Below are 14,374 nucleotides of genomic sequence, written 5' to 3'. Positions count from 1 at the left end.
CTTGAGAATTACCCAGGATTTATGATGAATACGACCCAACTTAATCACACCGAAAGTTTACCGCTTGTTGTACAATTGCATCCGGTAATTGAGATGACAGATGAACAATTTTTTGAATTTTGTCAAATTAATCGAGAGTTACGCATTGAACGAACCGCTCGCGGAGAATTAGTCATTATGTCGCCTACAGGCTCAGAAACGGGAGAACGCAACTTTAGCTTAATTGTACAGTTAGGAATTTGGGTTGAACGGGATGGAACAGGAGTCGGTTTTGATTCTAGTTCCGGTTTTACCCTTCCAAATGGAGCGGTGCGATCGCCCGATGCGGCTTGGATTAAAAAATATCGTTGGGAAGGGATTTCTTCAGAACAACGTCAAAAATTTGCTGCGATTTGTCCTGATTTTGTGGTTGAATTGCGTTCGGCTTCTGACCGTTTAAAACTCTTACAAGAAAAGATGGAAGAGTACATCGAAAATGGTATAAAATTAGGATGGTTAATCGATCCGATTCAAAAGCAGGTTTATATTTACCGTCCCGAAGTGGAAATGGAATGTTTGGAAAATCCCGCAACCGTTAGTGCCGATCCGGTATTGTCGGGATTTGTTTTAGATTTAAACAAAATTTGGTCGGGAATTAGTGAGACTGAAACCTAAACCAAAAAGATAGTTTGAGTGCGAGCCAAGTTATTACTGTTATCCCTAGATTTAAGGCTACATTTTCCCAACTCCAAACTCCATTAATACTGCTGGCTAACACACCTTCGATGAGAAAACTAGGAAGCACGACACCGCCTAAAGTTAACAGCATATAAAATAACAAATTACCTCGATAAATTGTAGAAATCAAGGTTAAAATTACTCCGAGAGGAATGAAAATGAGTCCGTGATAAAGCAGCCAATAAAGTTTATTATTTTGGGGATTGAGAGGCATTTTTTCAGATAATGATGAAAAAACCGTCCAAAATAAAGCGGCTTCTGGTGTAAATTTGATGGTGTACAAGTTCTCAATACTGTCTAGATAAATCTGCAATTCTGAGCCAGTATAGCTGATGACCATATGATGGGTTTTCGGCTTGGAAAATACATCAAAAATCTGAACTTCGGGTTCCATTCCATTTCGTCCAGTGATTGGATTTCGCAAACGCACCCGTAATTCTGAACCGGACTGTCCGATCATAAAATTTCGATTAATTACATCGTCAGAAATTGTGATAATCCGAGCGGGGCCATCTTGGATAGAGTTGGAAGTTGTAATTTGAGTATTGAGGGTAAATTCAGAGGTTTGTCGAATTTTTTGGCTTAACGTTTTGACGGGTTCGGTGCTGATTAAAGCGTGATTTCCACCCAGAAAAATACCTTGCTCATTGACCTGATTTGAGGGAGTTTCTATCCATTTTAAATCGGGTAGATTTCCGGTTTGATCGGAATAGCTATTTTTTAATTCGGTAAAATCGTAATCGGTAATTAACGAGTCGGCGATCGCATCACAGGAATTGTTGTCTGAAAAAAGTTGAGAAATTTGGGCGGGTGAGGCGGCTTGATTGGAAATACAAAGCCCAGTCATTTGACCTTCCCAACTGCGATATCTGATGAATTCATCACCAATAATTAAAGGAAAACTATCATCCCAATTATTCAGTTGAGTAGCGGTTTGTAAGTTCCATAATAACCAACTTACCGTAATCACATATCCAATTAATAATAATGCTAAACTCGGGAGAGAAAGCAATGGTCGAAAGAAACGATATAGAGAACCTAGAGAAGTGATAGGTATTTCTTCAAGCTGATCTCTAATCGCATAAAAACTTAAACTTCCTAAAAAACCACTGATACTATTAGAAAAAAGATCAACTGAAGTGGGCGCACGAGACGGTAAAAAAACTTGTGAAAACTCAACGGATGATGATAAAATTAGACTACACAGAAAAATAATCACAATACTCTCAGAGCGATTTAAGTCGTTTCTATCGATCAAAGCAGCCAAACTAAAGCCAAAAGGAATAAAGAGTAATAGATTTGCAAATAAATCCGTCCAGCTACTATGCTTGGTAAAGCGATCAATAATAAAATCTAAAGATAGGTTATCCGGAAAAACAAAGTTGAACGGTAAAAGTGTTGTGAATAAAATCAGCAGTATACTCACCAGAAAAATTGCACCTGCTACAGTTTTCAGTAAAGTCAAAAAATTCTTCTCTGAATCGTTATTTTTCATTGATTTTTCAGAAGTGATGAACGACGACTAGCGTTAAAACTTTCTCGTTTGATCTAGTCACAAAAAAATTATACTTTGGGCAGAGCAATTGCATTTTCGACTTGCCATCCTCCGCCCGCGTAGCAATCTTTCAACGGTTGAATCTGATATCCATAACCTTGTAAAAAGTTCTGAATTGGAGTCCGTTTTTCCGCTAATTTTTGGGGAGTGGCATCATCAACTTCATACAAAATAATCGGATGATATTGTTGAATGGTTGCAGCCATTCCCTGTAAAACCTCTAATTCAGCCCCTTCTACATCAATTTTAACCACAGATGGCGGTTCTAAAATGTGTTGTGTAACGAGATCATCAATACAAACTAATTCAACCGTTATTGCACCCTTAAGATCGGGAGGAGTACCCGCAGTTGCTAACGTGTGACCCCCTGGATATTCTGCTAGTAAAAGTTCTCCCTGTCCGCCATAATTAGAAACCGCTTTCTGAAAAAGTGTTACATTTTGAAAGTGATTCAGTTGCATATTTGCTTGTAGGCGGGTAGCATTTTGAGGATCGGGTTCAAAGGCATACACTTTTCCCTGACTTCCAACCTGCCGTGCTGTAATTGCGGTAAAAAAGCCCACATGAGCGCCAATATCGTAGAAAATGTCACCCGGTTTTAAACAGTCTACTAAGGCTTGTTGGACGGACAATTCATTCACGCCCAGGGCATAATCAGGATTTGATGTACCCGAATTAAATCTAAGTCCTGCACCCACGCCTTGCTCAATTATAACGTCACGATTTCGTATTCCCAAACGGGCTAAACGGCGAAGTGTGCGAGATGACTGAGGTTGACTCCATTTTTGTAGCAAATTCGTCGGAATAATCCGAAAACTGTACCCCAAAACATCACGGATAACATGACGAAAACTTACAGTATTCATAGTTTAAACTCTGGCAACAAAGTTATTAAATATTGTACCCATATCATCGCCTCCCCATTCCCAATTTGCCACAATGCCAACCCGACAAATCAGCAGGGGTTGTTTTAACTTCGGATAAACATCAGTTAAAGCCCGATAAAGGACAGGTTCATGATCAATAAAAGCTGTGTAATTCATCCCATCAAATACAACTCGTAATGTATGAGTTACACCCCAATTCACCCGACGCCCCACGTTAGTCCAAACTGCATCATAGACATCCTCAAATCCATTAATACAGAAAAACGACGAAATCGAAGATCCGGCATAACTCGCACTTAACCAATTCGCCACAATCAGATAATTATTTTGATCTTGCCAAAAAATCAATCCGCCTCGCCCTTCAGTTTTTTTATTTTTATACAATTTTGGGGGAGTAATATCCGCCTGTATATCTGCAAACAACGCATCATCCCAGTCAATTGTGTAAGCGGTTCTACCCGGATTCGGATTTTGCCAACTGGCTTCTACTTTTGCCCGACCTTTTCCAGTAAGTTTGATCACTCCTTTCCCTAATTCTTTTTGCCAAATCTTATTTCCAGTTGTTGTTTTTTTTGTCGTTAATTCTTGCGCTAAACCTTCAAATTTTTCAGAAACAATCACCTTTTTTCCCTTCTCCATCCAAGGCGAACCCAAGTCAATTTCTGTCGGGATCGCAATACTACGGGGATGAACTTCAAACTCTCTAAAACAAAGCTGATCATTCGATATTTCTGATCCCAAGCCCACACCTGTAGCGTTTTGAAATCGGGAGTCTTTAAAGGAACTATCAAATATCAACTTACCATTTAGATAAAGATTAAAAGTATTACCATCATCCAAAATTTGGACTGAATAAATTTGATTCGGTTTCAAATATAAAGCATTACTAACTGCAATACTATTCCAACTCCCTTCTTGCTTGATTTGGAGTTGACATTGAGTTTCACTTAGCCACAAACCCCAGAGATTTTCTTGATCTTGTACTCGCCACAAAATTGCAACAGGTGTGATGATTTCCGAAGTAGCAATTAAAGTGTGAATCAGTCCACTGGTTTGACGAGGATTTAAAACAGCAAAACTCTCTGCTTTAATGGCGATCGCACCTTGAGAAGATAACTGAAAATCCCCTTGAAAAACCTGCCATTTGCCGCCAACTTCTGCGAACTTCTGATTGAGTGAACCTTCACCCACTAATCGATCAGCCCCATGAGCAGTACCATACCACGTTGCAAAGGTTGGAATTGCCGCAATTTGTGTACCATAAACTCGGGTATCAATGCTAAAGCCAATTTGCCCCAAAACGCTTTGATAGATCGCCGCATAGACCGTTTCATCGGTGTTAAAGGGATCGATCGCCAAAGGACGCAAATCAGGATAAGCCGTCAGCCCTAAAGCATTGGGGACAGAGGCAGCGTAGTAGGCGGCTCCTTTTTCTCGTAAAATAACCACATAGTAAACTTGCAGGTTTTGCAAGCCTTTGAAAGCAGACTGAAGACTGTCACCCACACGAGTCCAAAGTTCACCGTTTTCAGGGCCAGTTGCATGAACGATAAAGGCATTTCCCTCGCGCACCGGATCTGTCGGAACCGCACTAGAAAACCAACCCACCGCCAAATTTTCATCTAGACGCGGTTGCTGAAACTGTTGAGGCGTGTTGTTGGCCCAATATTGCCATCGCCGCCACATTCGTTGTTTGTAGGGACTGGCCGCCAAACCCAACAACTGTTGGATAGGGGCGCGTGAACCACTCCCGGCGACCCAACGCAATGATCGTCGCAGGAGAGACTGGTGAATATGGCCTGTTTGCGAGGTGTTATGACCGTTCAGCATGAACACCGCTAGGGTCAAACCATTACAGCGACGGTAAGGGCCGTAAGCAATGCCTTGACGTCCCCAGGCGGGTTGAACTAAAAAAGGCAGACGCAAAGCCTCGTTATCAATCGTGATCGCGCTTTCTGCATCGCTTCCCTGACGCTTAACCCCACTCGGAGAGAGAGTTCCAATGGTTTGACCGGCCAAACGTTCATCAGAATAGGAGTCTGTTATTACCTCTTGAACGGTAATTAATGGGTCTACTTTTTTCATTGTTGAACTCATTTTTTTATACTCCAAAATGGATTAATTTAATTTTTGAGAGATGATTTTAGACGGGTAAAAAAATTCATAGTCTTGAAAAAAACAATCTAAAAATTCACCTTTTGATAAGTCACCTAAAGTCATCCAACTGGAATCATCAACCAATCGCTGGATTTGAGAACGATGTTCTTCGAGAGCCATTTTTTTCTGTTCTAACACATCTGCGACATAGACAGAACAGTTTAAATCAGTTAAAAATTTATATCCAAACCCTGAACTCCAAGTATTTTTTAGACAAGATAAAATCTCACGAGGACGACCCACTAAACTTGTCCAAGGCCATTGTCGCCAAAACCAGATTGGATATTCATAAACAGTGAGATTGAAGGTAGATTGTTGGAGTGCAGATTGGACAATTTTATAAGTTGCCCAGTGATCAGACGGTTCTTCTTTCGAGTAGGGTATAAAAACTTCTTCTGGATCAAAATTGGTTAAAATTTCCAGAACTTTAGGAAGGGCTTTTTGTTGATTAAATTTTAGGGTTCCGTCTTGAAAATCTAAAAAGAAGATATCACTGCGATCTAATCCTAAAACTTCTGCTGCTTCTAGGGCTTCATTCCTGCGTAAAGTCTTTAATTTTTGGGGATTCATCAGATGAGCATGAGAACCGCTTCCATCTGTCATAAATACGATTTTTATATCAGCCCCCGCTTGTTTTTTGCGAATAATTGTTCCTCCACAACCCAGGGTTTCATCATCTTGATGGGGAGAAAAGATAATCGCTGATTTTCTAAAATTTTGGGGATGATAGTCTTGGCGATTATTGGTTACTAAGTAGCGATACAATTGACGAGCTGGATTCATATTTTTTTGATTTTAAATTAATTATATTTTTTGATAATGTTGCTCAAGTTGTTGAGCTATTTTCTCCCAAGAAAAGTATTCGATTACGCGCTCACGTCCGGCTTTACCCATCGAGGTTCTCAAGTTTTCATCGTCTAATAAATGTAAAATGGCTTTGGCAAGATCGGAAGCGTTATTCGACTCAAAAAATAAACCCGTTTGACCGTTTAAAATTACATCTTGCATTCCACCCACTCGCGCCCCAATGACAGGTGTTTCTGTCGCCATCGCTTCAATTAAACTCATCCCAAATGCTTCACTCAAGGAGGGATTAATTAAAATATCGGCTTCTTGATAAAGTTGAGGTAATATGGTCTGCGAAACGCCTCCTGTAAATATTACTCTATCTTTAACTGCTGTATGAATTGCATTTTTGAGTTGTTGTAAATAACTTCCTTTATAAAACCGTTTCAACTCTGCAACTTGTGGATTATCACTTAATCCTACTAATAATTCTTGACCGGGAACAGCTTCGGGACCAACAATTTTTAGTTGATATTCTGGATATTGACGAGCGACAATATTAAAGGCTTCAATGAGAACATGAACTCCTTTTTCGGGAGACACTCGACCGACATAAAGAAGTTGTTTTGGGGATTGATTAGAACTCTCATTCGGCTGATTAGGAGAGAATATATCAACATCTACTCCATTAAAAACAGTTTGACATCGGTTTGCATATTCTGGAAAGCGATCACGAATTTTTTGAGTAATATATTCACTACAACCTAAGACTAAATCCGCAGAACTTAAGCGTTGTGCAATTTGATCTCGATCAAGCTGAGTTAACCATTCACAGTGCATATGTAAAACGATTTTAGAGTTGGGGTTTAGTTGCTTGACAATCGGAACAAATTGAGGATAATTGTGAAGGTGAATAATATTACAGTTTTGTTGTTTTAGGTCTTGAGCAATTTGCCGAATATGTCCTAAATTATAGAGTCGAGAGGCAAAAATAGGGCGTTTCGGATTAACAATTCTATAACGATCAAGAACTCTTAAAGGCTTTAACCATTGATCTAGAGAACTCGGAGAAATCCCACGATACTGAATTCCTTCTTCAGAATAAGAAATCACTTTTGAGGGATCATTTTTAAATTTAGGAGGTTTCTTCCCATAAAAAATGACTTCATTAGATGAACTCAAGCGAAGTGCAACTCGGTAAGTCCAGATTCCGAGCGAGTCACAGCCTTTTATGGGAACTGCTAATGTTGACGGCTGGTTAATAAAAGCAATTTTCACAGTTTTTACTCCTGGCTTCTCCAATATATCGGAGTTAACTTAACTCAGATTAGTCTTTTAGTTTTAAACTTTTTTAGTCTTTTTCAGGACAATTAAACTTTTAGACTCAATTCTAAATCCAGATGATTTAACCTACGCCCAATTCTCTTTTAAACTTACAATTTTTAACTGGACAACCACTCAAAAAAAACTTTGGTATTAATACCAACCATAATACAACCCTTCTTGAAAAACAATCATTCAATCACACTTTGATAAAATCTTTACAATTTGGGGCTGACTTGACTATTCATCTTTACAAAGCAAGGTGTTATGTAAAGTTGCAGCTTATATTTGTCTAGACATTTTCGCTTCTCTGTTCAGGAGAGAGAGCGTACTTAATCAGTTTTAGTTTTCATTGATTAAAAAATTATCGGTTTAAGTAGGAGGAAGTTCGGTTTCAGTCACCTGTTCTTGGGATGCAAAATAATAAGGCCAAAGGCGATCGCAAAAGAATAAAGTTCCCGAAGCAACACAAATCGGAATTGCCAGTAAATTCAAAAATGGAATAGTAATTAACCCAAAGCAAACCAAAGCAAAACTCCCACTCGCAGGTAAAGCTAACCGAATCATTTTCAACTTTTCTCGAAACTTTAACCGTCGCCGTTCTAAAGGGGCATCTAAAAAGTCCAGACAAACCACCGTTGTCGCGAGTGAAACTCCTCCAATTGTAAATAAAATTGAGCCATAAACAGGTAAAAAATTAAGCAGTAATAAGGGCAATCCAAACACCAATTGCAGAGCTAACTTTTTAACTTCAAACAAAATCGCTCGTCCAATATCTTGAAAAATACTCGTTAAACTATTTGGGGGAAGAACTGCGGGTTTACCTGTTCTTAATTCTTCCAATTTTTCAGACAATTGACCATACCAAGGCGCACCTAAAATTCCCCCAAATTGCAGTAATAAAAACCCAATGACTAACAGTAAACTGGTCACTAAAAAAATTCGGAGTAACCAACCCAAAATCACGGCAGATAGATCTAAATACCGCAGCCATGTCGGTAAATTCGCCACCCAAGTATCAATCTGATTGTCTAAATTAGAAACAAGAACCTCAATCCCATTCAAACCCGGAAACAGTAACCCTACATACAGGAGAATCCCGACAATAATATTAATAAAAACAGGAACAACCACATACCCCCAGAGTTTAGGTGTTCGGATAAATAAACCCAAAGCTCTAAAGGGGTAAGTGAAGCCAGAAATTAATCCTACAGGGGCATGAATAAGCGAGGGTGATTGTTTTGATTTTTGCGAGTTCATGCTCAACTAAAAACTAAAATTAAACTCGGACAACCCAACCGTGAGGGTCTTCACATTTAGCCGTTTTAATGTCTTCCAATTTTTGACCGACAGCATTACTATACTTAAATTCAGCAACCGTCGGGAAAGTCAAATCTCGTCCTTGATAATTAATCGTTGAAATCGGAGCAATGGTTGCGGCCGTACCCATCCCAAAAGCTTCCATCAAAATACCGCGATCATAAGCCTCAGCAATTTCATCAATAGAAATTAATCTTTCTTCAACAGCAACCCCCATATCTCTAAACAAAGTTAACACACTATGACGAGTAATTCCATTTAAAATCGTTCCCGTGAGTTGGGGAGTCACAACAACATTATCAATCACAAACGCCAAATTCATCGTACCGCATTCTTCAATATATTTTCGATGAATGGCATCTAACCAAATCACATTATCATAACCTTGAGCTTTCGCTTCTTTATCAGCTAATAAACTCGCCGCATAATTTCCCGCGACCTTCGCCGCACCAGTTCCCCCTTCACAAGCCCGAATATATTTGTCTGAGACGATTAATTTAACAGGTTGAGAATAATAAGCACCCACCGGACAAGTAATAATAAAAAATTTGTAACTATCAGATGGCTTTAACCCAATCAATTCATCCGCAGCAAAATAAATAGGTCGGATATATAAACTTCCTTCTCCCGAGGGAATCCAATTGGCATCAAGGCGAATTAATTCAGTTAAACCCGACATAAAAACCTCTTTTGAAATCGGAGGCATACATAATCGTTGAGCCGATAAATTAATCCGTTCAAAATTGGCGTCTGGTCGAAATAATAACGGTTCTCCCGCCTGACTTCTATAGGCTTTCATCCCCTCAAAAACCGCTTGACCATAGTGCAGTGCAGACAAAGAAGGTGCCATCTCAATGCGTCCATAGGGGACAATTTTCGCCTCTTGCCAATTGCCATTTTCGTAGGACGCCACAAACATATGATCACTGAAAACCTTTCCAAAGGCAACCTGTTCACCCTTCAGTTCGTTGAGGCGAGAATGGGTAACTTTTTCAACCGAGAGATGAGGAGCGAGTGTTGACATAAAGAGTTCTATCCTGAAATAACCTTAATTTGATCTAGGATAACCTTTCTGAGTCGAACCCGCCCCGACAAAACTTAAGCTTTGGTTGTTCCCTTCCCAAAGAACTTAGGCGGTTCAGCGAGGGTGTACACTTCAGTTTCCTCTGCGATCGCTTTGCGGATATGCAAAGGAACTTGCATCATTCCCAAAAACGCCACCCCATCAAACATCCGTAACCCACCTGTAGTTTTCTCGGCGATCAGTTGATCGACTTGACTGGGATCAGGGCGAGTATTAATCGGTTTCGCCGACGCTACCGCAAACCCCCAAGGAGCGCCATAGGTCGAAATATAGCTACTGTAGGGAACAACATGAGGAAACACCGCGTTAACGGTATGGACGAGGCGGACATGAAGTTTCATGCTTCCCGGCGAGACGGGGCCTGCTTGAATTACAAGAAAACCATCGGGCGCCAGACAGTTGCGAATTTTCTCAAAATATTCTTTCGTAAACAGCTTGAATGATGGCCCTTCTTCAATCGGATCGGACAGATCAGAAATAACCACATCCCACGGTTCATCGCTGCTATCGAGAAATTCTAACGCATCACCGATCACCAGTTGCAGTCGCGGATCATCAAAAGCGTTGGCGTGCATTTCCGGGAGATATTCTCGACAGGCTTCGACGACTTCTCCATCAATATCAACCATCGCCACCTGTTCAACCGTTTTCCAGCGCAACACTTCCCGAATAGTTGCCCCTTCTCCACCCCCCAAAACCAACACCCGACGAGGTGAGGCGTGAGCGATCATCGCCGGGTGAACTAGAGGTTCATGGTAGAGAAACTCATCCCCTGTACAAGACTGCCATTTTCCATCGAGAACTAGACCTTTGCCATAGGCTCCAGTTTCTACAATATACATCTCTTGATATGCTGTTTTTTTGTAGGCTAATACGTTCGTGACCCCGTGAGCATATATATCCCAAGGTGTGATGTACTCCGTAATCCAAAAATCGGCTTGAAGTTCGTTACCAGACATGAAGCGCCTCCCGTTCGAGCAATTAGATTGCCATCTAGCCAACAGTCTGTAGTTTTTATCACAAAATGAGTCAAAATTCAATCTCTCTAGGGTTGAAAATTGGCGAATTGAATGTAAAATCTTTCAAAAGGCTTGATTATGTATAACTTTGAGCTAGGGAGTAAAATCTAGATTAAAGTAGTCCTTGTTTAGTGTTTTTTCTACCTACAAAATCTAAAAAATTCCTTTACTCCATGAGTATTCCTACTGATTTGCTGTATTTAAACCCTGATCCCCAGAGTATGAATTGTGAAACTGTCGTGAAAAGCGATCAAACCGATTGTATAGTCAAAGAGAGTTTTACCCGGAGCAAGCCCCTTGATGACGATACCGTTTAAACTTTGTTAAACTTAAAAAAAGTTTATCAATAAATACTGCATACTGTTAACCAAAGACCCAACTCCTAAGCGTCGAATGAGTATCAAGACAGCCAACAACACAAAGACCCCCATTCTTAATGATTGGGATGTCCATCTTTACGATGATCGCCACCGTTATGTCTCTCACCTCGCCACTGACTTACTACAATTACTTCATCCCACTCAGGGAGAACACATCCTTGACTTGGGTTGTGGAACAGGCCATCTGACCTATCGGATCACAGGTTGCGGAGCAGAGGTCACTGGTGTTGATAATGCCGTTTCCATGATCGAGCGAGCCAATCATTCCTACCCTCACCTCAAGTTTGCCGTTGTTAATGCTTCTGCTTTGGGGATGAATGAACAATTTGATGGTGTGTTTTCCAATGCGGTTTTACATTGGATCAAAGAACCCGAGAAAGTGATAGAAGGAGTTTGGCAGGCTTTAAAACCGGGAGGACGGTTTGTGGCTGAGTTTGGAGGTCAGGGAAATGTTGAAACGATTATTAGTGGGATTTGTGAAGCGTTAGATGAGGCTGGATATCCAGAAAATCAAAGCTTTAATCCCTGGTATTTTCCGAGTATTGCAGAATACGGCACCCTTTTGGAACGTCAAGGCTTTCAATTACAAGTTGCAACTTTGTTTGAGCGACCAACTCGTTTAGAAGAAGGAAAAAATGGTCTGCGAAATTGGATTGAAATGTTTGCTAGTTGCTTCTTTCACAATATTCCGGCTGAACAACAAGAACAAATTTTAAAGCGGATTGAGAAGAAGTTGCACTCGAAGTTGTATCAAGAGGGAAGCTGGATCGCTGACTACAAACGACTTCGGATCAAAGCGATTAAACGTGGTTAAAAACAACAAACAAAATTAGGGATTTTCCTTAATTTCTTATCTGTTTTTCTTCCCCTCACGACTCAACACTTGACTAATAGAATCAGCTAATTGTTCGGCGCTGTCTATTACCGCTAAAGAGGCTGTTGCTTCTGCCATTTGTTGGAGTTGTTGAGGGGATGTCAGCAGATGTGATACCTTGCTTTGGAGAATTTCGCCAGTGAGGTCGTTTTGAGGCAGCAATAATCCAGCATTCGCCTCTGCAAACACTTTGGCGTTATGGGTTTGATGATCTTCTGCGGCGAACGGATAGGGAATCAAGATTGAAGGTGTCTGAGTAACGGCTAATTCAGTTAGGGTTCCCGCCCCCGCCCGACTAATAGCTAAATTGGCTCGTTTGAATAAAGCTGCCATATTGTCATAAAATGGCATTGCTAAGTATTGGGGATGCTTTAAATCATCAGTATGGGGATCGTTGGTTCCCGTTAGATGCACGACCCAAGCCCCGAGATCAAACCAAGCGGATGCGGCTTCTCGAACTAACTGGTTTACAGCAACCGCCCCCTGACTTCCACCGACAACAACAATCAGCGGCGCATTTTCGGGGATAGAAAAGGATAACGGTTCAGTTTCGGCTAAAAAGGCAGATCGCACCGGAGTTCCCACAATCGCCGTTTTTTGGGCGCGAGGTAAATACTGGGTGGAACATTCAAACCCTAACGCCACTAAGTTACACCACCCACTCAGTAGACGGGTAACTTTTCCCGGTAAAGCGTTCGACTCATGCAAGATGACAGGTAAACCCAACGAACGGGCTGCTAAAATCGCAGGGGCGGCGATATAACCTCCGGTTGAGAAGACTCCTTGAAAGTTCCCTTGTTTGAGGAGACGGCGAACTTGTAAAATGGAAGCGGTTAAACGGCTCAAGGTTCGGAGTGTTCCTAAGCCAAATCGCTGCTGAAACCCTTGAACACTAATCGTATGGAGAGGGTATTGCTCAGGAACAAGCTGTGTTTCTAAGCGGTCAGGTACGCCTAGCCATTCGATTTGATAATCTTCTAACTGGGCGGCCGTTGCGATCGCTGGAAACAAATGTCCGCCTGTACCACTAGCTGCAATCAATAATCGCATGAGTGTTTTGAATTGGGTGTATCCTAAACAGAGCTGTAAGTTTTAAGTTACCATTAAAGTTACCATTATTGGGTATCGAAAACCGGATAACTGACAACTGTACATTGGGGTTAACGGGTAGATAAAGCCGCTAATTCAATATTTATCGACTTAATTACTAACAACAAAACCGTTTCTTATGACGATTTTTCCTTCTCTGCAACTTCCTTCGCTTGTGTCTCGTCGCCGTCAAACGTTTTCTCCGATGCTTTCTGTTCTACTCGGTCTGGTGTTGTGGGGAATGACAGGTGTTGATTCGAGTCGAGTTCACGCCCAAGAACCACCCGAAACCGCCCCTTCAGAACTGACGACTTTAATAACAGGAATAGAAGCCGCAGCAAATCGTCAGGATGTTGACGGGGTACTAGAATTTTATAGTGAAGATTTTAGCACAACTGAGGGGTTAGATCGTCGGAGTTTAGAGCAGGTTTTAAACCAGCTTTGGCAAAATTATTCTAATATTAATTATCAGACTCAGTTGCAATCCTGGGAAAAAGACGGATCAGCGATTTTAGCAACGACAGTTACAGAAATTACCGGAACTCAAGACTTAAATGGTCGAGAATTTCAACTCAATTCTACGATTACTTCACAGCAACGAGTGGAAAATCAAAAGGTTGTTCAGCAAGAAGTCTTAGCCGAACGCAATCAATTAACCAGCGGACAAGAACCCCCAACGGTGACATTAATTGTACCCGAACAAGTAAAAACAGGTCAAGAATATAGCATTGATGCGATTGTTGAAGAACCTCTCGGCGATCAGATTATGATCGGAACCGCTATCGAAGAACGAGTCACACCGAGAGCGTATTTAACCGAGTTTCCTTTAGAGTTGGAGTTCTTACCCTCTGGGGGTGTATTTAAAATTGGAACGGCACCGAAAACACCGGGAAATAATTGGATTTCTGCCATTTTAATGCGTCCGGGCGGGATTACGATGGTAACACAAAGATTGAAAATTGTTGAGCGGTAAATACAAATCAGTAGGGTGCGTCAAAAAATTAGGCTTAGAATTCCCAACAGAAAACCCGAACAATTGACGCACCATATTATATTGTTAATCTTATCAATTTGTTGCCAGATCAGTCAGGGATTAAAATCCCCGCCTCAAAACCCAAGTCCTCTCAAGAGGACTAACACATAATATTATCATTTTTTCAGTCAGTTTCAACTGACTTCATTT

12 protein-coding genes are annotated in these 14,374 nt (G+C 41.0%); 3 read left to right on the top strand and 9 right to left on the bottom strand.

Going from position 1 to position 14,374, the window contains the following annotated elements:
• The first annotated feature begins 24 nt into the window (after positions 1 to 24).
• Positions 25 to 654: a Uma2 family endonuclease gene (locus tag L8106_RS15360; protein ID WP_039896451.1), complete on the top strand. Its 630-nt coding sequence runs from the start codon at positions 25 to 27 to the stop codon at positions 652 to 654.
• On the opposite strand, the gene L8106_RS15355 is transcribed toward L8106_RS15360, so the two are convergent.
• From L8106_RS15355 to speE, 8 genes are all read right to left on the bottom strand, one after another.
• Positions 635 to 2,212 (bottom strand): VanZ family protein, encoded by a 1,578-nt coding sequence (locus tag L8106_RS15355; RefSeq protein WP_009785261.1) that lies wholly within the window; start codon positions 2,210 to 2,212, stop codon positions 635 to 637. The genes L8106_RS15360 and L8106_RS15355 overlap by 20 nt on opposite strands.
• A 68-nt stretch (positions 2,213 to 2,280) precedes the next feature.
• Complete coding sequence (locus tag L8106_RS15350; RefSeq protein ID WP_009785260.1) at positions 2,281 to 3,138, bottom strand: FkbM family methyltransferase; 858 nt, start codon at positions 3,136 to 3,138, stop codon at positions 2,281 to 2,283.
• Positions 3,139 to 3,141: 3 nt separating this feature from the next.
• On the bottom strand, positions 3,142 to 5,256 hold the full coding sequence (locus tag L8106_RS15345) for a hypothetical protein (RefSeq protein WP_009785259.1): 2,115 nt from the start codon (positions 5,254 to 5,256) through the stop codon (positions 3,142 to 3,144).
• A gap of 21 nt (positions 5,257 to 5,277) precedes the next feature.
• Positions 5,278 to 6,099: a PIG-L deacetylase family protein gene (locus L8106_RS15340; RefSeq protein ID WP_009785258.1), complete on the bottom strand. Its 822-nt coding sequence runs from the start codon at positions 6,097 to 6,099 to the stop codon at positions 5,278 to 5,280.
• A gap of 21 nt (positions 6,100 to 6,120) precedes the next feature.
• On the bottom strand, positions 6,121 to 7,380 hold the full coding sequence (locus L8106_RS15335) for a glycosyltransferase family 4 protein (RefSeq protein ID WP_009785257.1): 1,260 nt from the start codon (positions 7,378 to 7,380) through the stop codon (positions 6,121 to 6,123).
• A 417-nt stretch (positions 7,381 to 7,797) separates the two neighbouring features.
• Positions 7,798 to 8,685: an EI24 domain-containing protein gene (locus L8106_RS15330; protein ID WP_009785256.1), complete on the bottom strand. Its 888-nt coding sequence runs from the start codon at positions 8,683 to 8,685 to the stop codon at positions 7,798 to 7,800.
• 19 nt (positions 8,686 to 8,704) lie between these two features.
• Entirely contained in the window at positions 8,705 to 9,769 is a 1,065-nt protein-coding gene (locus tag L8106_RS15325) for a branched-chain amino acid aminotransferase (RefSeq protein WP_009785255.1), read from the bottom strand.
• 74 nt (positions 9,770 to 9,843) lie between these two features.
• Entirely contained in the window at positions 9,844 to 10,788 is a 945-nt protein-coding gene (gene speE, locus L8106_RS15320; protein WP_009785254.1) for a polyamine aminopropyltransferase, read from the bottom strand.
• 453 nt (positions 10,789 to 11,241) lie between these two features.
• Here speE and L8106_RS15315 point away from each other — a divergent pair, with 453 nt between their 5' ends.
• The gene (locus tag L8106_RS15315; RefSeq protein WP_009785253.1) at positions 11,242 to 12,042 is read left to right on the top strand and encodes a trans-aconitate 2-methyltransferase; all 801 of its coding nucleotides are present in this window, start codon (positions 11,242 to 11,244) and stop codon (positions 12,040 to 12,042) included.
• Positions 12,043 to 12,078: 36 nt separating this feature from the next.
• Here the strand turns inward: L8106_RS15315 and murG are convergent, their stop codons facing one another.
• Positions 12,079 to 13,152, bottom strand: coding sequence for an undecaprenyldiphospho-muramoylpentapeptide beta-N-acetylglucosaminyltransferase (murG, locus tag L8106_RS15310; protein ID WP_009785252.1), 1,074 nt, complete (start codon positions 13,150 to 13,152; stop codon positions 12,079 to 12,081).
• 178 nt (positions 13,153 to 13,330) lie between these two features.
• Between murG and L8106_RS15305 the strand changes: the two genes are divergently transcribed.
• Positions 13,331 to 14,164 carry a nuclear transport factor 2 family protein gene (locus tag L8106_RS15305; protein WP_009785251.1) on the top strand — a complete coding sequence of 278 codons (834 nt, stop codon included), beginning with the start codon at positions 13,331 to 13,333 and terminating at the stop codon, positions 14,162 to 14,164.
• Positions 14,165 to 14,374 lie beyond the last annotated feature (210 nt).

This window comes from Lyngbya sp. PCC 8106 (assembly GCF_000169095.1).
In the GTDB taxonomy this organism is placed as follows: Bacteria; Cyanobacteriota; Cyanobacteriia; order Cyanobacteriales; family Microcoleaceae; genus Capilliphycus.
Note: the sequence above shows the minus strand (reverse complement) of the source record. Positions and strands in the feature narration are given on the sequence as shown.

Coding starts and splice junctions, on each gene's coding strand:
- L8106_RS15360 (WP_039896451.1), top strand. CDS start 25: ATGAATACGACCCAACTTAATCACACCGAAAGTTTACCGCTTGTTGTA.
- L8106_RS15355 (WP_009785261.1), bottom strand. CDS start 2,212: ATGAAAAATAACGATTCAGAGAAGAATTTTTTGACTTTACTGAAAACT.
- L8106_RS15350 (WP_009785260.1), bottom strand. CDS start 3,138: ATGAATACTGTAAGTTTTCGTCATGTTATCCGTGATGTTTTGGGGTAC.
- L8106_RS15345 (WP_009785259.1), bottom strand. CDS start 5,256: ATGAGTTCAACAATGAAAAAAGTAGACCCATTAATTACCGTTCAAGAG.
- L8106_RS15340 (WP_009785258.1), bottom strand. CDS start 6,099: ATGAATCCAGCTCGTCAATTGTATCGCTACTTAGTAACCAATAATCGC.
- L8106_RS15330 (WP_009785256.1), bottom strand. CDS start 8,685: ATGAACTCGCAAAAATCAAAACAATCACCCTCGCTTATTCATGCCCCT.
- L8106_RS15325 (WP_009785255.1), bottom strand. CDS start 9,769: ATGTCAACACTCGCTCCTCATCTCTCGGTTGAAAAAGTTACCCATTCT.
- speE (WP_009785254.1), bottom strand. CDS start 10,788: ATGTCTGGTAACGAACTTCAAGCCGATTTTTGGATTACGGAGTACATC.
- L8106_RS15315 (WP_009785253.1), top strand. CDS start 11,242: ATGAGTATCAAGACAGCCAACAACACAAAGACCCCCATTCTTAATGAT.
- murG (WP_009785252.1), bottom strand. CDS start 13,152: ATGCGATTATTGATTGCAGCTAGTGGTACAGGCGGACATTTGTTTCCA.
- L8106_RS15305 (WP_009785251.1), top strand. CDS start 13,331: ATGACGATTTTTCCTTCTCTGCAACTTCCTTCGCTTGTGTCTCGTCGC.